Origin of the sequence: Pseudoalteromonas sp. 2CM37A (assembly GCF_023161885.1) — a bacterium.
Lineage (GTDB): Bacteria > Pseudomonadota > Gammaproteobacteria > Enterobacterales > Alteromonadaceae > Pseudoalteromonas > Pseudoalteromonas atlantica.
Genome location: NZ_JALNTJ010000001.1, coordinates 573,938 through 599,080, shown reverse-complemented (window position 1 = coordinate 599,080; position 25,143 = coordinate 573,938). Strand labels below are relative to the sequence as shown.

The 25,143-nt window shown below is 40.0% G+C and carries 20 protein-coding genes and 2 tRNA genes; 15 read left to right on the top strand and 7 right to left on the bottom strand.

Annotation, left to right across the window (positions count from 1 at the left end):
- Nucleotides 1–19 precede the first annotated feature (19 nt).
- Genes MTF68_RS02645 through MTF68_RS02615 form a run of 7 tightly spaced genes read right to left on the bottom strand, consistent with a single transcriptional unit; the run spans nt 20 to nt 3,165 of the window.
- A complete protein-coding gene (locus tag MTF68_RS02645) occupies nt 20–463 on the bottom strand; it encodes an NUDIX domain-containing protein (protein ID WP_248461596.1) in 444 nt (147 codons plus the stop codon).
- Nucleotides 456–1,142, bottom strand: coding sequence for a pseudouridine synthase (locus MTF68_RS02640; protein WP_248461594.1), 687 nt, complete (start codon nt 1,140–1,142; stop codon nt 456–458). Before MTF68_RS02640 ends, MTF68_RS02645 begins: the two co-directional genes overlap by 8 nt.
- Nucleotides 1,142–1,471 carry a TusE/DsrC/DsvC family sulfur relay protein gene (locus tag MTF68_RS02635; RefSeq protein WP_248461592.1) on the bottom strand — a complete coding sequence of 110 codons (330 nt, stop codon included), beginning with the start codon at nt 1,469–1,471 and terminating at the stop codon, nt 1,142–1,144. Before MTF68_RS02635 ends, MTF68_RS02640 begins: the two co-directional genes overlap by 1 nt.
- Before the next feature lie 3 nt (nt 1,472–1,474).
- Nucleotides 1,475–1,741 (bottom strand): DsrH/TusB family sulfur metabolism protein, encoded by a 267-nt coding sequence (locus MTF68_RS02630; protein ID WP_248461591.1) that lies wholly within the window; start codon nt 1,739–1,741, stop codon nt 1,475–1,477.
- Entirely contained in the window at nt 1,738–2,094 is a 357-nt protein-coding gene (gene tusC, locus MTF68_RS02625; RefSeq protein WP_064385132.1) for a sulfurtransferase complex subunit TusC, read from the bottom strand. Before tusC ends, MTF68_RS02630 begins: the two co-directional genes overlap by 4 nt.
- Nucleotides 2,091–2,444: a sulfurtransferase complex subunit TusD gene (tusD, locus tag MTF68_RS02620; RefSeq protein WP_029772642.1), complete on the bottom strand. Its 354-nt coding sequence runs from the start codon at nt 2,442–2,444 to the stop codon at nt 2,091–2,093. The genes tusC and tusD overlap by 4 nt, the downstream gene beginning before the upstream one ends.
- 55 nt (nt 2,445–2,499) lie before the next feature.
- Complete coding sequence (locus MTF68_RS02615) at nt 2,500–3,165, bottom strand: Bax inhibitor-1/YccA family protein (protein WP_004586716.1); 666 nt, start codon at nt 3,163–3,165, stop codon at nt 2,500–2,502.
- 251 nt (nt 3,166–3,416) lie between these two features.
- Here MTF68_RS02615 and MTF68_RS02610 point away from each other — a divergent pair.
- The 15 genes from MTF68_RS02610 (at nt 3,417) to MTF68_RS02540 (ending at nt 25,115) form a co-directional block, all read left to right on the top strand.
- Nucleotides 3,417–3,507: transfer RNA gene (locus MTF68_RS02610), tRNA-Ser, on the top strand.
- Between the two features lie 52 nt (nt 3,508–3,559).
- A tRNA-Ser gene (locus MTF68_RS02605) sits at nt 3,560–3,650 on the top strand.
- Between the two features lie 792 nt (nt 3,651–4,442).
- Nucleotides 4,443–4,823, top strand: a complete 381-nt coding sequence (locus MTF68_RS02600; protein ID WP_004586715.1) for a hypothetical protein — start codon at nt 4,443–4,445, stop codon at nt 4,821–4,823.
- A 128-nt stretch (nt 4,824–4,951) separates the two neighbouring features.
- Nucleotides 4,952–5,410, top strand: a complete 459-nt coding sequence (locus tag MTF68_RS02595) for a GAF domain-containing protein (protein ID WP_004586714.1) — start codon at nt 4,952–4,954, stop codon at nt 5,408–5,410.
- A complete protein-coding gene (locus tag MTF68_RS02590) occupies nt 5,410–5,688 on the top strand; it encodes a hypothetical protein (protein ID WP_004586713.1) in 279 nt (92 codons plus the stop codon). Before MTF68_RS02595 ends, MTF68_RS02590 begins: the two co-directional genes overlap by 1 nt.
- Before the next feature lie 15 nt (nt 5,689–5,703).
- Complete coding sequence (gene proQ / locus MTF68_RS02585; protein ID WP_248461590.1) at nt 5,704–6,342, top strand: RNA chaperone ProQ; 639 nt, start codon at nt 5,704–5,706, stop codon at nt 6,340–6,342.
- Between the two features lie 26 nt (nt 6,343–6,368).
- Nucleotides 6,369–8,393 (top strand): carboxy terminal-processing peptidase, encoded by a 2,025-nt coding sequence (gene prc, locus MTF68_RS02580; RefSeq protein ID WP_055253727.1) that lies wholly within the window; start codon nt 6,369–6,371, stop codon nt 8,391–8,393.
- A gap of 181 nt (nt 8,394–8,574) precedes the next feature.
- Complete coding sequence (gene nhaC, locus MTF68_RS02575; RefSeq protein ID WP_248461589.1) at nt 8,575–10,035, top strand: Na+/H+ antiporter NhaC; 1,461 nt, start codon at nt 8,575–8,577, stop codon at nt 10,033–10,035.
- 42 nt (nt 10,036–10,077) lie between these two features.
- Complete coding sequence (gene pepN, locus MTF68_RS02570) at nt 10,078–12,672, top strand: aminopeptidase N (protein ID WP_248461588.1); 2,595 nt, start codon at nt 10,078–10,080, stop codon at nt 12,670–12,672.
- Complete coding sequence (locus MTF68_RS02565; RefSeq protein ID WP_004586708.1) at nt 12,673–12,894, top strand: DUF2835 domain-containing protein; 222 nt, start codon at nt 12,673–12,675, stop codon at nt 12,892–12,894.
- A gap of 250 nt (nt 12,895–13,144) precedes the next feature.
- A complete protein-coding gene (locus tag MTF68_RS02560; protein WP_004586707.1) occupies nt 13,145–15,238 on the top strand; it encodes a DUF1302 domain-containing protein in 2,094 nt (697 codons plus the stop codon).
- Nucleotides 15,239–15,251: 13 nt separating this feature from the next.
- Nucleotides 15,252–16,616 carry a DUF1329 domain-containing protein gene (locus MTF68_RS02555; RefSeq protein ID WP_024033529.1) on the top strand — a complete coding sequence of 455 codons (1,365 nt, stop codon included), beginning with the start codon at nt 15,252–15,254 and terminating at the stop codon, nt 16,614–16,616.
- Between the two features lie 127 nt (nt 16,617–16,743).
- The gene (locus MTF68_RS02550) at nt 16,744–17,739 is read left to right on the top strand and encodes a YCF48-related protein (protein WP_096041645.1); all 996 of its coding nucleotides are present in this window, start codon (nt 16,744–16,746) and stop codon (nt 17,737–17,739) included.
- Nucleotides 17,739–20,060 carry an MMPL family transporter gene (locus MTF68_RS02545; RefSeq protein WP_248461587.1) on the top strand — a complete coding sequence of 774 codons (2,322 nt, stop codon included), beginning with the start codon at nt 17,739–17,741 and terminating at the stop codon, nt 20,058–20,060. The genes MTF68_RS02550 and MTF68_RS02545 overlap by 1 nt, the downstream gene beginning before the upstream one ends.
- Before the next feature lie 213 nt (nt 20,061–20,273).
- On the top strand, nt 20,274–25,115 hold the full coding sequence (locus tag MTF68_RS02540; RefSeq protein WP_248461586.1) for an NAD-glutamate dehydrogenase: 4,842 nt from the start codon (nt 20,274–20,276) through the stop codon (nt 25,113–25,115).
- Nucleotides 25,116–25,143: the final 28 nt, after the last annotated feature.

The window sequence follows — 25,143 nt, the reverse complement described above, 5'->3', positions numbered from 1 at the left end:
TTATATAAAGCGCAGATGTTTAATTATCGTCGTAAATAAAGTCTACGTCTTGAATAGGGCGGTTTAGGCTGTCTTCAATACATTTTAAAACTAAATGGCTTCTTAGAGGCAGTGCTTTTATGTCTTCTAAACTGTGCCAGTTGGCACTAATTATATCTGCATCTTTTGGGCAGGGCTCAGTGGTGACTTGAGTGCCATCAAACATAAAACAAAAGCGTAAGTAATGCACCCCATTAGCCGCATGTAAGTTATAAATACCGATTAAACCAGTGGGCGTTAGGGACAAACCTGTTTCTTCAAAAAGCTCTCTGCTGGCTGCTTGAGCCAGTGTTTCGTTTACTTCTAAATGGCCAGCAGGTTGGTTATAACAAATATTAGAAGTAAATTTATCTCGCTCTTTTACCAGTAAAAAATGCTCTCCTTTTTTTATTACAGCAGCCACCGTTACATGGGGTTTATGCATTTACCTCACCTTTTATAACACTGTACTGTGCGCTGTTTATGCCATCTAACGTGTAATTGCCAATACTGTAGCGAATAAGCCTTAATGTAGGGTGCCCAACATGGGCGGTCATACGGCGAACTTGCCTATTACGTCCTTCATTAATTGTAATACTTAACCACGTTGTAGGAATCGATTTTCGCTCTCTTACCGGCGGCACGCGAGGCCAAAGTTTTGGCTCGTCAATAATTTTTACGTTTGCGGGTAAGGTCATCCCATCTTTTAGTTCAACACCTTTACACAGGGCATTAATGGCCTCTTCACTAGGCTCGCCTTCAACTTGCACCCAATAGGTTTTATTGGTTTTTTTATTCGGTGCGGTAAGGGTATTTTGAAGCTTTCCGCAGTTTGTTAAAAGTAACAAGCCTTCACTGTCACGGTCGAGTCTGCCTGCAGCGTATACATCTTTAATGGGAATAAATTCAGCCAAGGTTTTTCTATTGGCATCGTCTGTAAATTGGCAAAGCACATCGTAAGGCTTGTTAAATAAAACAATTTTTCTATCTTTAGGCGCTATAGCGGGTTTAATTTCACGCGAAGTTGTACTTTTTTTAGTGAGCGCACTGCGTGAGTAAGTTCTACCCGTGGTTCGTTTAGTGGTACTTTTACTTGCGCGATTATGCATTGGTTTGCTCGCCATTAAATACACCTAGCGGGCTTGGGTAAGCCGGCAATTTTTGTGGCTTGTTTTGCAGGCCCCTTGGGAAATAATTTATACAAATAAATACTATTGCCTTTGTCCTCGCCAAGCGCTTTAGCCATGGCTTTAACAAGCATTCTTATTGCTGGGCTGGTGTTATATTCTAAGTAAAAATTGCGCACAAAATTAATCACTTCCCAGTGTTGTTCACTTAAGATAATGTTTTCTTGCGCGGCGATAATGGGGGCTAACTCTTTTGTCCACAAGGTGTAATCTAGCAAGTAGCCTTGTTTATCAGTGTCGATTTGTTGATTATTAAATTCAAGCATGGATTACCAGGTAATAGATTGGTTAGTAGATAGAGTAAGGGCAACAAACTCATCGTAATTAATAAGTGTTTGGCCTGGGCTTAGTTTAACTGCGCGTGCCTGCGCATCCTCTAAAAGCAACAATAGCGAATCGTTTAATTGAAAATACTGCTTAGGGGCATAACAGGCATCACCAACAAGGAGTACTTTATCGGCGTCTTTAATTAAGTTTTCAAGCTGAGTAGAGTCGTAATAAGCCAGTGGCTTTGAAAAAATGTGTAATGTACTCATAGGTTCACCACGAAATCTTGCTGGCCGATCAGCTGCTGTTGCTCAGTGTAATTGAGGCTGGTTGAATCAATAATTAATTGAGATTTGTTTAAGTTATAATCGAGTAACGATTTTTCACATACATATATGTTTTCTACTTCATAGATTTCAAGCGTTTTGATGTTTTTAAAAAAATCTTTTACACCAAGTTGCTGTGTTGATTGATTATGTTTTAAAGCAAGCACTGCAGGGCCGCTAAATAGCCAGCTAATATTTTGATCAACTGCGGCAAATATCAGTGACATGTCTAGGGCATCACGGGTATTAAGCTCATCAAAAGGGCTGGATTGGCTCATTACTAAAACGTTTTTCATTTAAACTGTATCCATTTATCTGCATCACTCACTAGCATGGCAAATTCTGCAAGCCCGGCTACAGTAAACACACCTGTTTGGCTTGTGTTTAAGCCGCGTTTTTCTGCTGCGGTAATACATAGCATTAAGTTAACGTTTTTATCTGCAAGTTGTTGCCATTGCGTAGGAATTTGCAGCTCGTCAGAGGCTAGCTCAAAGTGAGCTGATGCGTGATAAATACCATTTTGATACAAAAATATCGCATCTATGGTGTGGCCTTGTGCTAAACATGCATTCGCAAACTTTATAATACGTTGCGTAGAGTCATGATCTGAAGGAGGAGTATGTAAAGAAAGAACAAATCGCGCCAAAACAATTCCAATAAAAAAGCCCCAATAAAGGGGCTATTTTAACAGAACTATTTAATTAGTCATCACTTGCGCCAAGAAGGTGCAGTAAAGAAGTAAATAGGTTATATACGTTTAAGTATAGAGCGACCGTCGCGCGAATGTAGTTAGTTTCGCCGCCATTAATAATACGGCTAGTATCAAATAAGATTAAGCCAGACATAATTAACACAACAGCAGCGTTAAGCACCATAAACATTAGCGAGCTGCCTATGAAGATGTTAACTATGCTTGCAACAATAACCACTAGTAAGCCTACTGTTAAAAAACCACCCATAAATGAGAAGTCTTTTTTAGTGTTTAATGCATAAGCCGATAGACCAAAAAATATTAATGCAGTAGAACCAAGCGCCTGCATAATAAGCATAGGGCCATTAGGCATAGCTGCATAATAGTTAAGTAGTGGGCCAAGGCCTGCGCCCATACAGCCTGTAAAAGCAAACACCCAAAACACGCCTGAGGCTGAGTCTGCTTTTTTGTTTACAACAAATAATAAACCAAACGAAACCAGTGTGAACACAATTCCCATAAAGTAAGGTAATTGTAATGCCATTGAAATACCCGCCGTAACAGCACTAAATGCTAATGTCATGGCCAGTAAGAAATAGGTGTTTTTAAGTACCTTGTTTGTTTCAATGGTCGACATTACCGGTTTAGCGGTATTGTACGAATGATTAAATGCCATTGTAGAGCTCCTTTAAGTGAAACATGTTTGTTTCGATAATTTAACTAAAATTAGATTACCAACTCTTATATGTTTGGGCAAACCTTTGTAGATCAATAGAGTGTTATTTTTTAATTAAAGTTCATTAAAGCATCAAAAAGAAATTATTTGTTTCATCTTTAAACAAATTAATTGTTTTTTAAGCACTTAAACAATTTTTTTAAAAAAAAGCTTCACAAAGCCAATGGGTTTCCCTATTATGCAGGCCGTGCGGAGAGATGGCAGAGTGGTCGAATGCACCGGTCTTGAAAACCGGCATAGGTTTGTAGCCTATCTAGGGTTCAAATCCCTATCTCTCCACCACCTTATTACAATAATTATGAGTACACTCTTACTTGTAATTTATAGCACTTTCGGAGAGATGGCAGAGTGGTCGAATGCACCGGTCTTGAAAACCGGCATGGGTTTGTAGCCCATCTAGGGTTCAAATCCCTATCTCTCCACCATTATATTAAAGCCCGCTTTTAGCGGGCTTTTTTGTTTTTACGCTTTATTATCAAGCCACTTTAGGTTTCCTCGCTTATTTGCCCATTTCGGTTTGCTATTAGCCGCTATTGATAGATTATCAACATATTGATGTATTACTTTTATTTTTTAGATTTTAAAATTGGTAATTAAAATAGTATGTTGTGGCTCAAGGATGATTTACCTTCAAAAAAACTTATTATTTATCGTGCAATGATTCTCATTGATAACGGTGTTTGTTTTATTTGTATTCCAACCTTTTGACACAATTAACGATACATCATCACTTTTGCAGCTTTGCTGTGCTGTATACCTACGACGCTGGCTATGCGTAAATCAGTCATTAATTGAAAAACGTATTTAATATTGAAATCTAAAGGTTAGGTTTTATTGACGATAGCGCCTATAAAGGTAGTGAACTTTGTCTGATAGGCGACTAAGCAGCTCAAAGTAAGCGTGGGCTGGCAGCACAATGCGTGTTTGTTTTTTGTTAGCAAAACCATTTATTAAAATCATTTGCAAAACATTATTAAACCCACCCACTAAACAGCCCAACATAAATTAAATCTTCAAATTATCAACCTTGCAAAGGGGGTTAAAGACCTTTGCTAGAAACGCTAAGATATACTTTTATAAAATTAAAATGCCTAGTTACAGCAGTTTAAAGAGTGCTTGTTTTCCCATCATAAATTACGACCATAGTCTCTGTTTCTAACCTTAAGAACTTGGTGCATGCTTAATATAATGTTTGTAGTGTGTATTTAGGAACTTATATGAAACATCAACTAGCCAAAAGTGTCGCGCTTTCTTTATTATCCCCTGTGATTGTTGGTAGTTTACTTGGCCTTTATTATGGGCTCACTATGAATGGCGATGCGGCTACCATTTTTTTACAACTACTGATGAGTGCAATCGCGAACGCACATATTGTTGGACTGACTATGGCCGCTTTTGTCGTACCGGGTTATTTGCTTATGTTTAAGTATGCAAAAGTGAATTATTCAGGTGTACTGACTCTTGGGCTGCTCGGTGGCGCAATATTTAGTTATTTACTCAGTGCTACAACAGGCGAGATATTTTTAATTAATAGTGTAATGGCCGCTTTTGCCGCAGGACTATTTTTATTTGGCCTGCGTAAAACATCAAAAAAATAATTGCAGAAATATTAATCAAGCATGCTGAAAAACGGCGCTATTTCTGTTTTTTTGCCTGTAAAAGGTTTCAATTTTTCACGACAAAGAGTACCTTTAGCTACTGTCTGTTTAATAAGAAGTAGTTTGGTATGCAAAAGCACGATTTTTACCAGTCATTAGTTAAGCAAACTGAATCACTAATTGCTGGTGAATCTAATGTCATTGCTAATATGGCTAACGTAAGTGCGCTATTATTTACCTCTTTAGAAGATGTAAATTGGGCGGGCTTTTACTTTATGGATTCGCCAAGTGAATTAGTGCTTGGGCCTTTTCAAGGTAATCCAGCGTGTATTCGTATCCCTGTTGGTAAAGGGGTGTGTGGTACGGCTGCAGCAACGTTAGAAACTCAACTAATTGAAGATGTACATGCGTTTGATGGCCACATAGCCTGCGATGCAGCGTCTAACTCTGAGATTGTTGTACCTATCATGAAAAATGATAAAATAGTTGCTGTTCTTGATATCGATAGTCCAACTATTGGTCGATTTGATACTGATGACCAAGCAGGTCTTGAAGCATTAGTTAAATGCTTAGAGGCAAGCTTATAATGAAAGACTTGCTAAATGTTCAAGACTACCTATTCGCAGTACAAGATGTAGGCGATTGGGAAGGGGAAGAAGAACATGTAGCGGAAACGCTCAATGATTTGATTCACATAGCCTGGGATAAACTTCCAGATGATTTAGATTGTGAATCAATCGATGAAATAATAAATGGTATTTGGGAACACCTTCGAGGTGATTTGGCTGTACTTGAAGCCGACTTCGAAGAGTTAATCGACTGGGTAATACACTACGTTGACTCGTCCCTTGATGAAAAGATGTGAAAAATAGGTTCTAAAATGGAAACCACAAACAAGCTAAAAGATATTAATGAAGTGCTGGAATTTCTTTATCAAGAATTTCCACAATGTTTTAAACAAAAAGACGGTATTAAACCGCTTAAAGTCGGTATTTTTAAAGATATTGCCGAGCGTATAGAAGGGTCTGAAAAAGTAAGTAAGACTCAAGTACGTCAAGCGCTTAGAAAATACACGTCTAACTGGCGTTATTTAGAAGCTGTGACTAAGTCAGAGTTTCGTATTGATCTTGATGGCAATCAAGGTGAAAAAGTTGAGCAAGAGCACATTGACCACGCTCAAAAAGCACTAGAAGAAAGCCGTGCTAAAATGGCAAAACGCAAAAAACAACAGCGTCCACGCCAAGATTCAGATTCTAAATCTTTCAAGAAAAAACCAGCCCACGCTAGCAAAAGCAATGCACAAGCTAACAAACCAGCTAAAGCAGCCCCTGCTAAACGTTCAGGAAAAGTTGAACCTTTACCTGCAAGTGAGGTCAAGGTTAATAACAAGGTTAAGGTTAAACTTGGCCAAGCACTTGTAAATGCGGTAATTACTGAAGTAAACAAAGACGAAGTTCATGTTGAATTAGTAACTGGCATGCAAGTTAAAACCAAAGCTGACAGCTTATACATTATTTAAGTTCTAAATAAATTAAGGAGTTGTGTATGAGTAAAAAGTTTACGCTCATTCCGTTAGTTGCTGCCCTGTTTTCGGGTTCTTTATTCGCTTCCGTAGAAGCGGCAAAACTTGAAGACTTGCCTGTACTTAAACAAGAAAGTCAACATGGCACTGCCAGCAAACGAGTGGCTAACTTATTTGCTCGTTCACACTATACACCGGTTCGATTTAACGATGCGCTTTCTAGCAAAGTGTACGATCGTTATATCGAATCCCTTGATTTTAACAAAAGTGTGTTTTTAGCAAGCGACATTGCTGCGTTTGAAAAATACCGCAACGATTTTGATAATGCTATTACCACCGGTAAGCTTGGCTTTACGTTTGATATTTTTAACTTAAGCTTAAAGCGCCGTTTTGAACGTTATGATTACTCTTTATCATTACTAGATAAAAAAATGACGTTTGATAAAGACGATGAATACTTTTTTGACCGTGAAGATTCAGCGTGGCCTGCATCGCAAGCTGAACTTGATGAAATTTGGCGTGAACGCGTTAAATACGATGCCTTACGTTTAAAAATGACAGGCAAAGATTGGGAAGGGATCAAAGAGGTCCTTACTAAGCGTTATAAAAATGCACAAAAACGTTTAGTGCAAACAAATTCAGAAGATGCATTTCAAATTGTAATGAACTCGCTAGCGCGAAGCATTGAGGCGCATACGTCGTACTTATCGCCGCGCCGCGCAGAACAATTTAAAATGGATATGGACCTAGAGCTTGAAGGCATTGGCGCCGTTTTAAGCCCAGATGAAGATTACACCGTTATTCGTAGCTTAGTACCAGGTGGACCTGCCGATAAAACAGAGCAGCTAAAAGCTGACGACAAAATTATTGGTGTTGCCCAAGATCAAAAAGAGTTTGTTGATGTTATTGGCTGGCGTTTAGATGATGTAGTTGATTTAATTAAAGGCCCTAAAGGCACTAAGGTACGTTTACAGTATCTTAAAGGCTCTGATGCACATGGCACGCCTAAAGTAGTTGAAATCACCCGTGATAAAATTCGCTTAGAAGATAGGGCTGCTAAATCTGAAGTATTTGAAGCGAGTTATTCAAATTTAACTTCAAAAATTGGTGTTATTGAGATCCCAGGCTTTTACAACAATCTTTCAAAAGACGTTAAAGTTGAATTAGCTAAACTAAAAGAAGAAAACGTAGACGGTATTATTATTGATTTGCGCCAGAATGGCGGTGGATCATTATATGAAGCCACACAGCTATCAGGCTTGTTTTTTGACCAAGGTCCGGTTGTACAAATTCATACACTAAATAACCGTATCGAAGAGCAAAAAGACCGTGACGGAATTACCTACTACGATGGCCCATTAACTGTTTTAGTTGACCGTTACAGTGCTTCAGCCTCTGAAATTTTTGCCGCCGCAATGCAAGACTATGGCCGCGCAGTAATTATAGGCGAGCAAACCTTTGGTAAGGGAACGGTTCAGCAGCACAAAGGCTTAGGACGTGCGTACGATTTATACGACAATGACTTAGGTAGTGTACAATACACTATTGCTAAATTTTACCGTATAAACGGCGGCAGTACTCAGCATAAAGGGGTTATTCCTGATATTTCATTCCCTTCGGCGATAGACCCAGCAGAATGGGGCGAGAGCAAGCAAGATAATGCATTGCCATGGGATAGCATAGTACGGGCTAAGTATAATAGGCAGGGTAATTTAACGCCTGTAATCACTTATCTTGAAAAACAGCACGAAGTACGTATTAAGTCAGAGCCAGAGTTTGGTTATGTATTTGATGATATTGCCCGTTACAATGAAGAGAAAGACCGCAAAACTATTTCTTTAGTTGAAGCAGACCGTATTAAAGAAAAAGATGAAAATGAAGCACGTACTCTAGCGCGCACTAATGAGCGTTTAAAGCGTTTAGGTAAGGAGCCAATAGAAAACCTAGATGATGTACCTGAGGTAATTGAAGAGCTTGACCCTTTCTTAGAAGAGGCAGCACTGATCACTCAAGATTACATTAACTTTGGCCGTATCGCTAAAAAATAAACACGTGTTTACCCCGTTTAAAAGGCGCTTTTTGCGCCTTTTTTGTTACCTAAATTTCGCTAAATTGCTATAATCGCGAATTACTAAATTGAGTTACATTACTGTGGCTTAAAAAAAGCACTGATACGCTAAAAATAATAAATAACCACGCCACGATATGTGGTGTGCAGGAGTCACTATTTTGAAGCCTTTAGAAAAACCGATTAAACCCGCCTCGTTTTTTGATGCACTTGTTCCTATCACTGTTTTAATTTGCCTTTTAGGCGCAGCGGTATATTTATTTGGCGATAATTCGTCATCAGGTCCTAACCAAATAGCGTTATTATTTGCCACCTTTGCTGCGGCACTAATAGGGCTAAAAAATGGCTATACGTGGAAAAAGCTTGAAGAAGCCATGATTGAAGGTATTACCTTATCATTGGGGGCTATTTTAATTTTATTAATGGTGGGTGCCTTAATTGGTACTTGGCTGTTGTCGGGCACCGTGCCAACGCTTATTTATTATGGCTTACAGGTTATTAACCCAAGCTGGTTTTACGCTGCAAGCTGCTTAATTTGTGGCATTGTTGCAATGAGTATAGGTAGCTCTTGGACCACAGCTGCCACCATAGGTGTGGCGCTTTTAGGGGTGGCAACCGGGTTAGGGCTTGATCAAACTGTGACGGCAGGGGCGGTTATTTCGGGTGCTTACTTTGGTGACAAACTTAGTCCGCTTTCTGAAACTACTAACTTAGCACCGGCTGTTGTAGGAGCTGATTTATTTGAACATATCCATCACATGTTATGGACTACTGTTCCTAGCTTTGTCATTGCATTAATCATTTTTATATTTATGGGCTTTAATGCAACTGCCTCGAATGAAGCCGGCAGGATTGACGAAATAACAGCGATTTTAGAGCAAAACTTTAATATTGGCCTTGAAATGTTAATTCCATTAATTGTGCTGCTAGTTTTAGCTATTAAAAAAATGCCAGCTTTTCCGGCAATTTCAATTGGCGCTGTAATTGGTGCTGTGTGGGCAATGTTGTTTCAGTCTGATTTAATTGCGACACAAATTGACCTTTCTCAGGGTGAGTTGGTTGGTGATTTTAAAATTATTTGGACAACTTTTTTCGATGGTTTTAGCATCGACACGGGTGATGACAAAATGGATTCATTGCTCAGTGGTGGCGGAATGGCAGGTATGTTAACTACAACATGGCTGATCATGACGGCTCTTATGTTTGGTGCCATTATGGAAAAAACCGGCTTATTAGATATTTTTGTTAAGAGCATTTTAAAAATTGCAAAAAGCACGGGCTCGCTTATTACATCAACCATTGCTACTTGTGTGGGCACCAACTTAATAGCGGCTGATCAATACATTGCTATTGTAGTGCCAGGTCGTATGTTTAAAGAAGAATATAAAAAGCGTGGTTTAAAGCCCGTTAATTTATCGCGTACTTTAGAAGATGGCGGCACAATAACAAGCCCGCTAATTCCGTGGAATACCTGTGGTGCGTACATGCAAAGCGTTTTATTAATAAACCCATTTGACTATGCCTTGTATGCTTTCTTTAATTTAATTAACCCTTTCTTAGCCATTATTTATGCGTACGTAGGCATTAAAATTTTACGCATTGAACCCAAGCAACCTGCTTAAATCTAAATAGCTCCTTTTTAAGGAGCTTTAGTTGGAGTAACTATGACTGTTTCAGCAAAGCCAAAAGCGCAATACTTAAAAGACTACACTGCGCCTAATTTTTCTATAGAGCACACTGAACTCACTTTTGACTTACAACCACTAAATACAAAAGTGACGGCGCTACTAACGCTTAAAAGAACAACAAATCAAAACTCAGCGCTTGTGTTAGATGGCATAGACTTACAATTAGTGGAGCTGCAAGTAGATAATGTTGCTTATACTAATTATAAGATTGAAGGTGAGCACCTATTCATTAATGATTTACCTCACACATGCCAGCTCAAAATTGTTACTGAAATTTCTCCTGATACAAATACCTCTTTAGAAGGCTTGTATTTATCTGGTGGAGCGTATTGCACGCAATGTGAAGCGCAAGGTTTTAGAAAAATAACCTACTTTTTAGACCGCCCTGACGTGCTAAGCACGTACGATGTGACGATTATTGCTGATAAAAGCTTTAAGCATTTACTGTCAAATGGTAACCAAATTGACAGTGGTGAAACAGCAGATGGCCGCCATTTTGCTAAATGGCAAGACCCATTTAAAAAGCCAAGTTACTTATTTGCATTAGTAGCGGGTGATTTTGATGTACTAAAAGACACTTACACAACCAAAAGTGGGCGCGAAATTGAGCTTGCGTTATTTGTTGATAAAGGCAATTTATCGAAAACACCGCATGCAATCAACTCATTAAAAAAAGCCATGGATTGGGATGAAACGCGCTTTAACCTAGAATACGACTTAGATATTTACATGATTGTTGCCGTAGACTTTTTCAATATGGGAGCAATGGAAAACAAAGGGCTAAATGTATTTAATAGTAAATGCGTATTGGCTAACCAAGAAACCGCCACCGATAAAGATTATCACACGATAGAGTCGATTGTTGGTCATGAGTATTTTCATAACTGGACGGGTAACCGTGTTACCTGTAGAGACTGGTTTCAGCTATCGTTAAAAGAAGGGCTCACAGTATTTAGAGACCAAGAATTTAGTAGCGATTTAGGCTCACGCGCACTTAACCGCATTGATGCTGTTAAAGTAATGCGCACACATCAGTTTAGTGAAGATGCGGGGCCAATGGCGCACCCAATTCGCCCTGAAAAAGTTATCGAAATGAATAACTTTTATACCGTAACGGTGTACGATAAAGGGGCTGAAGTTATCAGAATGATGCACACCCTGTTAGGTGAGGTTAACTTTCAAAAAGGGATGCAGCTTTACTTTGAACGCCATGATGGTCAAGCGGTTACCTGTGACGATTTTGTTGCTGCAATGAGTGATGCTTCAGGCATAGATTTAACGCAATTTAAGCGTTGGTATAGCCAATCAGGTACACCACGATTAAATGCAACACAGCACTATGATCACGATAAGCAACTTTATACTTTAACAATTGAGCAATCTGCTCCGCTAAATCAGCCAGATAATAAGAGCCTTCACATTCCATTTGCCATCGAATTATTAGATGAAAAAGGGCAAAGTATTGCACTTACTTATCAAGGTGAAAAACGCGACCACGTGCTTGACGTTACTGCGCCAACGCAAACGTTTTACTTTGATCAAATACCAGCTCGTCCAGTGGCGGTGTTACTTGAAGATTTTTCAGCGCCCTGTATTTTAAGCCAGCAAAATTCAGAACCTGATTTACTGCATATTATGCGTTTTGCGCGCAGCGATTTTTCGCGTTGGGATGCGCAGCAGCAGTTATTTATTAATGCAGTTAAGCAAGCAGTCAATGCACCTGAACACGCAACATTAAGTGAAAACGTTATTAATGCACTACGTGTGTTAATAAGCGCACAAAGTGGCGATTTAGCACTGGTAGCAGAGCTTATAAAACTGCCAAGCTTTGACACCTTTGCCGCTGAGTTTGACATAATTCCTGTTGACGAAATCATTACGATCACAAGGTTGTTTGAGCAACAGATTGCCGAGCAATTATCTGATGAGCTTTTACATTGTTACAGCTCGTTAGTAGATGATGGCAGCATAAATGCAGATGCAGTGGCTATAAGAGCGCTTAAAGGTGTTTGTCTACATTACTTAGCTAAAATACCTTCTGAGCAAGTTGACCGCTTTATTAAAGAATCGGCAGATTCACCGAATATGACCAATGTTTTAGCCTCATTAAGTGCGGTAGTAAAAGCATCACACCCGTTAAGAACAACGTTGTTAGATCATTTTGATAGCCAGTGGCGTCATGATGTTTTAGTTATGGACAAATGGTTTGCGCTGCAGGCTATGCAATCTGGTGATGATGCTATTGAGAATATAAAAGCGTTGTACGCACATCCTAGCTTTGATTTTTCAAACCCAAATCGTGTACGCGCATTAGTGGGCAGCTTTAGTCATTTTAATACCGCACAATTTCACCGAAAAGATGGTGAAGGTTACGCATTATTAGGTGATTTACTTATTAAGCTAAACGCGATTAATCCGCAAAATGCCTCTAGAATGTTAACGCCTTTCATGTCGTGGAAACGCTTTGACACAACCCGCGCTCAAGCAATGAAAGCACAGTTGCAACGCTTAGCAAACCTTGAAGGATTAAGTGCTGATTTATTTGAAAAGGTTGAAAAAGCGCTTAATTAAATGATTGAGTATTACTTTTCTTTACACCTGAGCTATAACAAATGCATGGACTACTACCATGGTCGTTTTAGCTCAGTACAAGTGGTTGAGGATAGCGGTAAAACAATACGTTTTGCCGCCTCGCACTTACGCCCTTACATTTCATCTATAGGAATAAGAGGGCGTTTTAGACTTTTACTTACCCCCGAGAATAAATTTATTCGCCTCGAACGTATCGCCTAACCTGCTGTTTTTATGTTATAGATACATAAAAATATTATCTTTTTGTTAATTTCAATTTGTTCTATTGTTAATTTACGTGTATAAATTATCTGGTATGACGTCTTACCAATACGTAAACGTCAGCTCAAAAAATATAATAATTGATTGAACGCGACCATTTGTAATTTTTTATAATCGCTTCTATCGTTAAGATTACACTAAAAACAATAACTTGATCACACATAATTACCCACGACAGGGGGGATACACAATGATAAGAAGATCGCTTTTTGTTAAAAACAAAATAGCTATAGGTTTAGCAGCCGCAAGCTTAGGTTTATCTGCAGCAGCGAATGCAGCAAATTTTGAGGTAGGGGGCTTTGATGTCACCTTCGACTCAACTTTTTCCTATGGTCAAAGCGTCCGTGTTGAAGACAGAGATTTCGACATTATTGGTAAAAGCAATAATCCTGCATTTGATTGGACTGGGTATAATCCTTCATTAAATACAATTTATTCTTCTCAAGATGTTTGGGCCCAACCAGGCTCTTACTCTAATAATGGCGATGCAGGTAATCTTAATTTTGATAGCGGTGATTCGTTTTCAAAATTATTGAAAGGAACACACGACCTTTCAATTAGCAAAGATAACTACGGCTTATTCACACGTTTTATGTACTTTTACGATTTTGAGTTAATGGATGGTGATAGAGCCTACGTTAACCCAACCTCAGGACAAGGCGTAGATCCATGTGATGATGACGACACAAAAGAGCAAAGCTGTGCCGACATCCGTTTATTAGATGCTTACGTTTGGGCAAATTTTGACTTAAACGATGGCAACAACCCGCTGTCAATTCGCCTTGGTCAACAAGTAGTTAACTGGGGTGAGAGTACACTTATCTCTCATGGTATTAACGTAAACCCGGTCGATATTGACCGCTTAAAAGCGCCAGGTGCTGAGCTTAAAGAAGCATTTATTCCTGTAGGTATGCTTTGGGCGTCATTAGGGATCACTGAAAATATTACTTTAGAAGGTTTTTATCAGTACCAATGGCATGAAACACGCCTACCGGCTGCAGGTACTTATTTTTCTACCAATGACTTTGCAGCAGAAAACGGCTATCAGCAAAATGTACAGTTAGGTTTTACTTCAAACCCTGACATTGATATGGCCTTTTTAACCGACAGCCTTAATAACCTTTATACTAATTTTGCTCAGGTAGCCGCTGCACAGGGTATCGACCCAACAAGTGCTGAAGGCCAAGCCCTGCTTGCAAACATGTATTTAGCTCATCCAACTAAAGTTGCGCTTAAAGGTAAAGGCGATAACGGTAAAACAGAGCCAGATGACGGCGGCCAATATGGTTTACGTTTAGGTGTATTTTTACCAGAGTGGAACGACACAGAAGTGGCGTTATACCACGTTAACTACCATAGTCGACGTCCGCTAATTTCTGGTCGTGTATCTAACTTTTCTCAAGCTGCCATCGCACAAGATTTAGCGATGATTGCAACAACAGAAATTACAGATGACAACGTAGCAGATTTAGTTGCGTTTTCAAAAGCAGAAAATGATTACCCAGAAGATATTAAACTTTACGGTTTAAGCTTTAACACCACAATTGGTGAAACCGCGTTTGCTGGTGAGTTTGCATTTCGTAAAGATGAACCATTACAAATAGACGATGTAGAGCTACTTTATACCGCCATGCCTGAACAATTGGCGCTTGCTGGTATTCGCCCAGACTTTGCGGGTATTTCGCAAATGAGTTTTGGTGATGCGATTAGCTCTGTAGCGGCAGGTGAAGTTGCGCAAGGTTACATTGAACGCGACACATCACAGATTCAGTTTACTGCAACACATTTATTTGGCCCGTCATTAGGTGCTGATAGCTGGGCTGTAGTAGGTGAAGTAGGTGCTGTGAAAATTCATGATATGCCTGATTATGACGAAATGCGTTTAAATGTGTCGGGTACAGGTCGAAGCGGTGTGATCACAGGCCCAGGCACTACTGACTACACAACATTACAACTAGGCCTTTCTAATGGCCCAGAAGAAAAGTCGTTTGCAACGGCCTCATCTTGGGGTTACCGCTTAATAGCTAAAGGTGATTACTTTAACCTTTACAATGGTATTAACTTCTCTCCACGATTTGTATTTTCTCATGATGTAAACGGTAACACACCTGATCCTATGTTCTTGTTTATTGAAGACCGTAAATCGTTGGGTGTAACGATGAACTTTAATTACCAAAATGCATGGTCACTTGATGTGAGCTACAACTCATTTTGGGGTGGTGGCGATATCAATACTTTCTCAGATCGTGACTACGTTTCTTTCAATTTAAAATATTCAATTTAGGGGTAATATTAGTATGATTAAAAAACCTACCCTCATCGCTACCGCTTTGTGTAGCATGTTTTTAAGTTCAGCGGCAATGGCAAAAATGAGCGCTGAAGAAGTTGCACGTTTAGGACAAGACTTAACGCCATTTGGCGCAGAAAAAGCAGCCAATGCTGATGGGTCAATTCCAGCGTGGAATGGCGGTATTACATCTGCACCAGAAGGTTATGAACCAGGGATGCACCATTTAGACCCGTATTCTGCGGACAAAGTGTTGTTTACCATTGATAAAACAAACCTTGATAAGTACAAAGCTAATTTAAGCCCTGGTCAAATTGCTTTGTTTGAAGCATACCCAGATACGTTTAAAATGCCTGTTTATGAAACGCGCCGCTCTGCGTCTTACCCACAGTTTGTATACGATGCAACAAAAGAGTTTGCTGCAACGGCTGAGCTTATTGAAGGTGGCAACGGAATAAAAAATACCGCAATTGGTATTCCATTTCCTATTCCTAAATCTGGCTTAGAAGCTATTTGGAATCACTTATTACGCTATCGTGGACAATCAATAGAGCGTTTTGGTGGACAAGCTGCACCCACCGCATCGGGTTCGTACAATTATGTAGGCTTTGATGAACAACTATTGGTTAAATATTCAGATCCTAAAGCGACTCCTGCAGAGCTTCAAGACTCAAACATTTTGTTTAAATTTAAGCAAAAGGTGACAGAGCCAGCACGCCTTGCCGGTACAGCGCTACTTGTACACGAAACCATGGACCAAATTTTAACGCCTCGCCAAGCGTGGACATATAACTCAGGTCAGCGTCGTGTTCGTCGTGCACCAAATGTTGCATATGACGCTCCAGGTACAGCCGCAGATAGCTTACGTACTACCGATGATTTTGATATGTTTAATGGCTCACCTAACCGTTACAACTGGACGTTAAAAGGTAAGCAAGAGCTATATATTCCGTACAATAGCTACAAGTTACACAGTGATAAACTAGAGTACGATGATATTTTAAAACCAGGCCACATTAACCCAGAGCATACGCGTTATGAAAAGCACCGTGTATGGGTTGTTGAAGCTAACTTAAAAGATGATACACGCCATATTTATAAAAAACGCGTGTTTTATATTGATGAAGATAGCTGGCAAGTACAAGTGACCGATATTTATGATAATCGCGACCAGCTTTATCGTGTAGCAATGGCATATGGCTTAAACTACTACGAAGTACCTACGCAGTGGAGTACCTTAGAAGTGTATCATGATTTAAATTCGCGCCGTTACTTAGCTATTGGTTTAGATAACCAAGAAAAAATGTACGACTTTTCAGAGTCGTTTAACGATAACGAATTTACTTCAAGCGCTTTACGCCGTGAAGGTAGATAACAACGTAATATGCAGCTAACAGCCCGTTAGCTGCTTTTTTCTTTCTCATCGCGTTTGTCTATACGACACGCAGGATTTTCCTCAGCAAACAGACAAACAATTCTTCAGTTCAAGGCGATTAAAATTTATGAAGTATTTGGTATATGCCAGCCTGATCATAAGCGGTGCGAGTATTGCACAAGATGCACCTCAGTATGCTATTAGCGCAATCAACGCAAATAAAACCCTACTAACTGATATTACTAATACAGGTGCTGCTTTAGTGGCTGTAGGTAAGCACGGTACGGTAATAACAAGCAAAAACGCTGAGCAATGGCAGCAAGCGCAAAGCGTCCCTACACAGGTATTGCTAACGGCTGTCGATTTTTCTAATGAAACTCATGGGTGGGCGTGCGGGCACGATGCCACAATAATTAATACCACCGATGGTGGTTTAAATTGGCAATTACAACAAGCAAAGCCAGAGCTTGATAAGCCGTGTTTAGATATTTACTTTGAAGATGACTCAAATGGTTTTGCTGTTGGCGCTTATGGCATGTTTTATCAAACCAGTGATGGCGGCAAGCACTGGCATAAACGCTTTTTAGACTCTTTACTGTTTAGTGAAGACAGAGAGTATTTGAATGATTTAAAAGAAAATGATCCTCAAGGCTACGAGGCTGAAACAGCATCTATACTGCCTCATTTTAACCGTATTGAAAAAACAGACAGTGGTTTGATGTTAGTCGGTGAAATGGGGTTAATGGCCAAAAGCAGTGATAATGGCCAAACATGGCAACGCCTTGATGAAATTTACCCAGGTTCTTTTTTTGCGGTAGCATCAGATCCGCAGCAAGAGATTGTGGCAGGGCTCAGAGGAAATGTATTTGCTAAAAATAAAAATGAACAACAATGGCAGCATTTTGAAAATGTTAAAACGGCCACGGTTAATAACATTATAAATTATAATAATGAGCATTGGTTACTGCTGGCAAATAGTGGTGTGATCTTTCATTTAAAAGACGGCTTACTTACACATGAACAACGCCCCGATGGTAAAGCTATTCTTGATGGCGTAATAATTAATAATAAATTAGTCATGGCAACAGAAGATGGCATTAAAGTGAAGGAGTTGAACCCTTAATGCATACGTTTTTAGATTTTTTAGAAAAGGCGGTGTTTAGACACCGTACTATCATGTTGATCGCTTTTACGCTAATCACATGCTTTTTAGGCTATAAAGCCACTCATATTGAATTAGACGCCTCGTTTAACAAAAATATTCCGCTAAATCACGAATACATGAAAGTGTACACCAAACACGAAAAACAATTTGGTGGCGCAAATAGCATTTTAATTTCGGTGTGTGATGACAGTGGCAATATTTTTAACCCCGAATTTTTCACCCAGTTAAAAGCAGTACACGATCAACTGTATTTTATTCCTGGTGTAAACCGCCCATTAGTTAACTCTATTTTTGCGCCCAGTGCGCGCTTTGTCGAAGTGGTTGAAGATGGTTTTGCTGGCGGCCCGATTATTCCTGCAAACTTTAAAGCTGACCAAAAAGGTTTAGCGGTAGTTAAAGAAAACATTGAAAAAGCAAAAGTAGTAGGGCGAATGATTGCCAGCGATTACTCATGTGCCATGGTGACCGCGCAACTACTAGAAACCGACCCGCAAACTCAGCAAAAGCTAGATACACTCGCATTTGCAGATAAGTTAGAAACGCAAGTAAGAAAACCTTTAAGTACAGATAAAGTCAGTATTCATATTATTGGATTTGCCAAAATGGCCGGCGATATCGCTCAAGGGGCAAAAGGCGTTGTGCTATTTTTTGCTATTGCCATAGGTTTTACCTTTATTATGGTATGGCTATTTTGTGGCAGTTTAAAGCTCACCATTTTACCTATAGCGTGTTCAATTATTGCCGTAATCTGGCAAATGGGTTTATTGTCGAGTCTAGGTTTTGGTCTCGACCCTATGTCTATATTGGTGCCGTTTTTAGTATTTGCGATTGGTGTAAGCCACGGCGTGCAGATGATCAACGCCATTGGTAAAAAAGTAGGTGAGGGCAAAAGTACCCGCATTTGTTGTCAATCAAGCTTTAGAGCATTACTTGTACCTGGTGGTATAGCGCTGCTTTCAGACACGGTGGGCTTTTTAACCCTGCTGACTATTGATATAGGTATTATTCGTGAACTTGCAATCACAGCAAGTTTAGGTGTTGCGGTTATTATATTTACTAATTTAATTTTATTACCAGTGTGGGCCTCGTATATGAATTTTGCCAACACTGTGCATATTCAATCAGGCGATGCGCAAAAGCCAAATATGCTAGATGCGATACGCGATTTATTAGTAAAAGCCACAGACCCTAAAACCGCAAAAATGATTATTGGTTTTACGCTGGTGTTATTTGCCTTAGGTTACTGGCAAGCAGATAAAATGCGAATTGGTGATTTACATGCAGGTGCGCCTTCGCTGCATCAAGATGCGCGCTACAATCAAGATACTTTTTTAATATCGGACAAATACACTATTTCGTCGGATATTTTAAAAGTGATTGTTGAGGCTTACCCAGCGGCGTGTACAGAGCACGATGTGATGGCGCGCATTAGCCGTTTTCAGTACAAGGTAGAAAACGTGCCAGGCGTACAATCGGCGGTTAGTTTAAGCTCTGTGGCGCAGTCGGTTAACGCAGGTTACAACGAAGGTAACTTAAAATGGCAAAGCTTACCGCGTAATTCAGCCAGTTTAGTGCAATCAACAGCCCGGGTAGAAACAAGCACAGGGTTACTCAATGGTGATTGTTCAGTCATGCCGGTGATTATATTTTTAGATGATCACAAAGCAAATACAATCGATACCGTTATTCAACGTGTTAAGCAATTTGCACAAGAAGAAGGCACAGACAAGTTAGCCTTTAAGTTAGCGTCTGGGCCTGTAGGGGTGATGGCGGCAACAAACGAGTCTGTTTCTGCGGCGCAAATTCCGATGATGCTATACGTTTACGGCGCAGTTATTATTTTGTGTTTGTTAAGCTTTAAGAGCGTAAAAGCGACAATCGCAGTGGTATTACCTCTGTATATTGTATCAACTCTTGCACAAGCACTTATGGTGCAATTAGAAATTGGCTTAACGGTATCTACTTTACCTGTTATAGCCTTAGGTGTAGGTATTGGTGTGGATTACGGTATTTATATACTTTCTTCAATGATGGGCCAACTTAAGCAAAACGTACCGCTGAGCGTGGCGTACCGTAATGCCCTTGTTGAGCGTGGCAGTGCTGTATTGTTTACCGGTATTACCCTTGCGATAGGTGTGAGTACGTGGATATTCTCTGATCTTAAGTTTCAAGTAGATATGGGAATACTGCTTACCTTCATGTTTTTAGTAAATATGTTAGGTGCGGTACTGCTATTACCCGCAATTGGTAGTCTGCTGTGGACCGACCAGAAAAAATAAAGTGAATAATTGTGCTCCTAAATGACCTGTAATGGTCATTTATATCTATATTTTGTGAATAGATGACCAAATAGCTGAAATGCTTAAAATGTTTTCATCGAAAAGGCTGTTTATTAGCGCTAAAAGGGTTAGAATTTAACTGACTCCACGCTAATAAATGGCTGTACAAATATTCTGCTTAACTAAAAGCAGTAATAGATTAAGGAACATACAATGACACGAAATGAAGGCCAAGCCTCGGTTATCCTAGATAATGTCTGTAAGCTTATCCAGAAAAAAGTTCACGCTGATAATGTGTTACTCGTTGAGAAATTCGCCAAAGCCTTGTACAGCAATATGTCTAAAGAGGATTTGGCAAATCGCAATGATAGTGACCTATACGGTGCTGCACTCAGCCTTTGGAATGCACTAGAAAAAAACACCACGGACGACGCAGTAATTCGCGTTTTCAACCCTGAAGTAGCAAAAGATGGCTGGCAGTCATCACATACAATTGTAGAAATTATTGCTAAAGATATGCCATTTTTAGTAGATTCTGTTCGTATGGCTATGACCCGTGAAAATATAGCTTCTCACTTATTACTTCACTGCCCACTAAAAATTCAGCGTGACAATAACGCTAAAATTTCTGGTTTATCAAATTTAAAAGCAGAGCAAGAATCGAGCTCTACTAAAACAGTGTTCTTTATTGAGATTGACCGCCAAACCGATGCATCTGTTATTGCGTCTTTCAAAAAAGAGCTCGAATCAGTATTGGTTGATGTTTCTATTGCGGTAGATGATTGGCAGCCAATTCGCGAAAAATTAGTCTCTGTTACTAAAGAAGTACCAAAACGTAAGCACAATAAAAATAAAAACGAAGTATCTGAAGCCGTAGAGTTTTTAGATTGGCTGGCTAAAGATAACTTTACTTTAATGGGCTATCGCGAGTACGAGCTTACCCCTGTACAAGGTGATTACCAGTTAAAAGGTAAAATGGACACAAGCCTCGGCCTGATGAAAAATTCAACCGATGAGCACACACGTTTATTATCTGAATTACCAGAATTTGCTCGCCAAGAAGCCCTTAGTAGTAACTTATTAGTATTAACAAAAACGAACTCTGTATCGCGTGTTCATCGCCCAGCCTACATAGATTACGTTGGTATTAAACGCTTTGATGATGAAGGCAATGTGGTTGGTGAAGACCGTTTTATCGGCCTATTTTCATCAAGCTTTTACAACAACAGCGCAGCAGATGTGCCTGTTCTAAAAACTAAAATTAACCGTATTATGGATATGTGTGACTTTGCAAAAGGTACCCATGCATACAAAGCGGTACTTAATATTTTAGAAACGTACCCACGTGATGAATTAGTTCAAGCTCGCGAGAGCGAGTTACTCGAAGTAGCAATGGGTGTTTTACAAATTCAAGAGCGTGACATGTGTCGCTTGTTTGTTCGTAAAGACGCCTACGGACGTTTCTTCTCTTGTATGGTGTACGTCCCGCGTGAGCGATATAACACAGCGCTGCGCCGAGAAACACAAGACATTTTAGCTAACGCCTTTAATTCTGACGAAAAAGTCGAATTTACTACCTATTTCTCTGAGTCAACACTGGCGCGTACACATTACACCGTTCGTGTGACCGATAACAATATCGAATATAACGTGAAAGACATCGAAAACAACCTAGTAGAAGCTGCTCGTACATGGGAAGATAAATTACAATCTGCACTGTTAGAGTCAGCAGGGGAAGCCCGCGGTAATGAGCTAAATCGTAAATATTGCAACGCGTTTGCACGCTCGTACAAAGATGAAGTACTACCGAGTGCTGCGGTTGTAGATATTGAAAAGCTAGAATTGTTAAACGACGAGAACAAGCTAGAAATGTTGTTCTACCGTCCGCAAGAAGAAGCTAACAGCAATATTGTACGCCTAAGCTTGTTCCATAAAGATGAGCCCATTCACTTATCTGATGTTATGCCAATGCTAGAAAACTTTGGTTTACGCGTTGTAGGTGAAACGCCATATTCTGTTAAAACAAGTGATGGTCGTATCAATTGGATCATGGACTTCTCTATGCTGATTGACAGCAAAGGAATGGCCGACTTTGATAAGATTTCTGCTCGTTTTCGCGCTGCATTAACTAATGTATGGGGCAACCGCCTTGAAAACGACGGCTTTAACCGCTTAGTATTAATGGGTGGTTTAACAGGTCGTGAAGCCTCTATATTACGTGCCTATGCAAAATACATGCGCCAAATTGGGGTTACTTTCTCACAGACCTACATTGAGAGCACGTTTGCAAACTACCCGCATATTGCTGCGCAAATAGTTAACTTATTTGCTAAAAAATTCTCAGTAAAAAGCCCTGCAAGCCCTAAAACACTTGAGAAATTAAGTGCACAAATTTACTTAGAGCTTGAAAACGTAGCGAACCTTGATGATGACCGTATTATACGTTTATATGTAGATATGATTGTCGCAACACTGCGAACTAACTACTTCCAAAAAGATGAAACAGGTCAGTTTAAATCTTACGTGTCGTTTAAAGTACAGCCTAGCTTAATTCCTGATATGCCGCTTCCGCTGCCAGCATTTGAGATTTTTGTATACTCTCCGCGTGTAGAAGGTGTGCATTTACGTGGTGGTAAAGTTGCTCGTGGTGGCCTTCGTTGGTCAGACCGTCGTGAAGATTTCCGTACTGAGGTACTGGGCTTAGTAAAAGCACAACAAGTTAAAAACACCGTAATTGTTCCGGTAGGTTCTAAAGGTGGTTTTGTATGTAAGCAGCTACCGAGTGAACGCGAAGCCTTTATTAAAGAAGGTCAAGAGTGTTACAAAATTTTCATCCGTGGTTTATTAGACATTACCGATAACATTGAGCGTGGTGAAATTGTACCGCCAGCTAATGTAACGCGTCACGATGAAGACGACCCATACCTAGTAGTAGCAGCCGATAAAGGCACAGCTACTTTCTCTGATATTGCTAACGGTATTGCTAACGAATACAACTTCTGGCTAGGTGATGCGTTTGCATCAGGTGGTTCAGTAGGGTATGACCATAAGAAAATGGGCATAACAGCAAAAGGTGCATGGGAGTCTGTTAAACGTCATTTCCGTGAAATGGATATTGACTGTCAAACTACCGATTTCACAGTGGTTGCTATTGGTGATATGGCCGGCGACGTGTTTGGTAACGGCATGTTATTGTCTAAGCACATTCGCTTACAAGTCGCGTTTAACCATATGCACATATTTGTAGACCCTACACCAGATGCAGCGACCTCTTACCCAGAGCGTGAGCGCTTGTTTAACCTGCCTCGTTCATCATGGGAAGATTACAATAAAGATCTGATTTCAGCGGGTGGTGGGATTTTCTCGCGCGCAGCTAAATCGATTTCTTTAAGCCCAGAAATGAAAAAAATGCTTGGCACTAAAAAAGCAAGCATGACACCGAATGAGTTAATCAAAGCCTCATTAATGATGGAATTTGATTTACTATGGAACGGTGGTATTGGTACTTACATTAAAAACAGCCACGAAACAGACGCTGATGTAGGGGATCGTGCAAACGATGCGCTGCGCATAAACGGTAAAGACCTAGGCGCTAAAATATTAGGTGAGGGGGGTAACTTAGGTGCAACCCAATTAGGGCGTATCGAATTTGCTGCCAAAGGCGGGCGTGTAAATACCGACTTTATTGATAACGTAGGCGGTGTTGCGTGTTCAGATAACGAAGTAAATATTAAAATTTTACTTAACGGCTTAGTTTCAGAAGGGGATTTAACACGTAAACAACGTGATGAGTTACTTTACTCTATGACCGACGAAGTGTCTGAGCTTGTACTTAAAGATTGTTACCGTCAAACACATACATTGTCGATTACACAGTCTAAAGGTGCATCAACTCTTAAAGAGAAGATCCGCTTTATTCATGCCCTTGAAAAAGAAGGCAAGCTAAACCGTGCAATCGAGTTTTTACCAACTGATGAAGAGTTGGCAGAGCGCGCTGCAGCAGGTAAAGACCTAACACGTCCAGAGCTTTCAGTATTAGTTTCGTACGCTAAAATGGTGCTTAAAGAGTCGTTAGTAACAGATGAAATTACTGAAAACCCGTACTACCGACAGCTACTAGTTAAGTCTTTCCCGCGTCCACTGCGTGAAAAATTTAATGACGCGATGGATAATCACCCACTGCGCAAAGAAATTATTGCAACAAAACTGGCGAACAATATCGTTAATGACATGGGCTTAAACTTCATGGTACGCATGAACGAAGAGACCGGTGCTAACGAAGCTGAAATCGCAATGTGCTATTCAATTGCGAGTGAGATTTTTGAAATGCGTGAAACCTGGTCATCAATCAGCGCGCTAGATAATAAAATCCCAGCAGCAGTTCAAACCGAAATGCTGTACCAATTACGTCGTACTGTTCGCCGTGCAACACGCTGGTTCTTACGTCATCGTAATAAGTCACAAACAATTGAACAAGCTATCGAGTTCTTTGCACCAACGTTTAAAGATTTAAGCGAAAACTTAAATACGTACATGCAAGACAAAGAACACGAATGTTTAACTGGCAAAGCAAATGAGCTAGTTGAAAAAGGTGTACCTAAGCAAATTGCTAAGCGTATTATTGACCTTTCTAGCCTGTTCTCTGTAATGGATATTGCTGAAATAGCGCATAATTCAGGCCGCAGTGTGGCGATGGTATCTAATACCTACTTTAAACTTGGCTCGCGTATGGGCTTACACTGGTTCTTAGATCAAATTACTAACCAGCCTGTTTCTAATCATTGGCAAGCACTTGCCCGTGCGTCGTATCGTGAAGAGCTTGATTGGCAACAACGTACGCTTTCTCATGTTGTGCTAAACAGCTTTGAAGGTGACGAAAACGATGTTGATAATCAAATCGATCAGTGGATGGCCAGCCAAGATCTGCTGCTACAGCGTTGGAAGCAAATGTTAGCTGAATTTAAAACCTCGCAAAGTCACGACTTTGCTAAGTTCTCAGTTGCACTGCGCGAATTAATGTTGTTAAGCCATAACTGTGATACATCAGGAAAATAATTTAGCTTTAATTGGTTATTTATTCAGT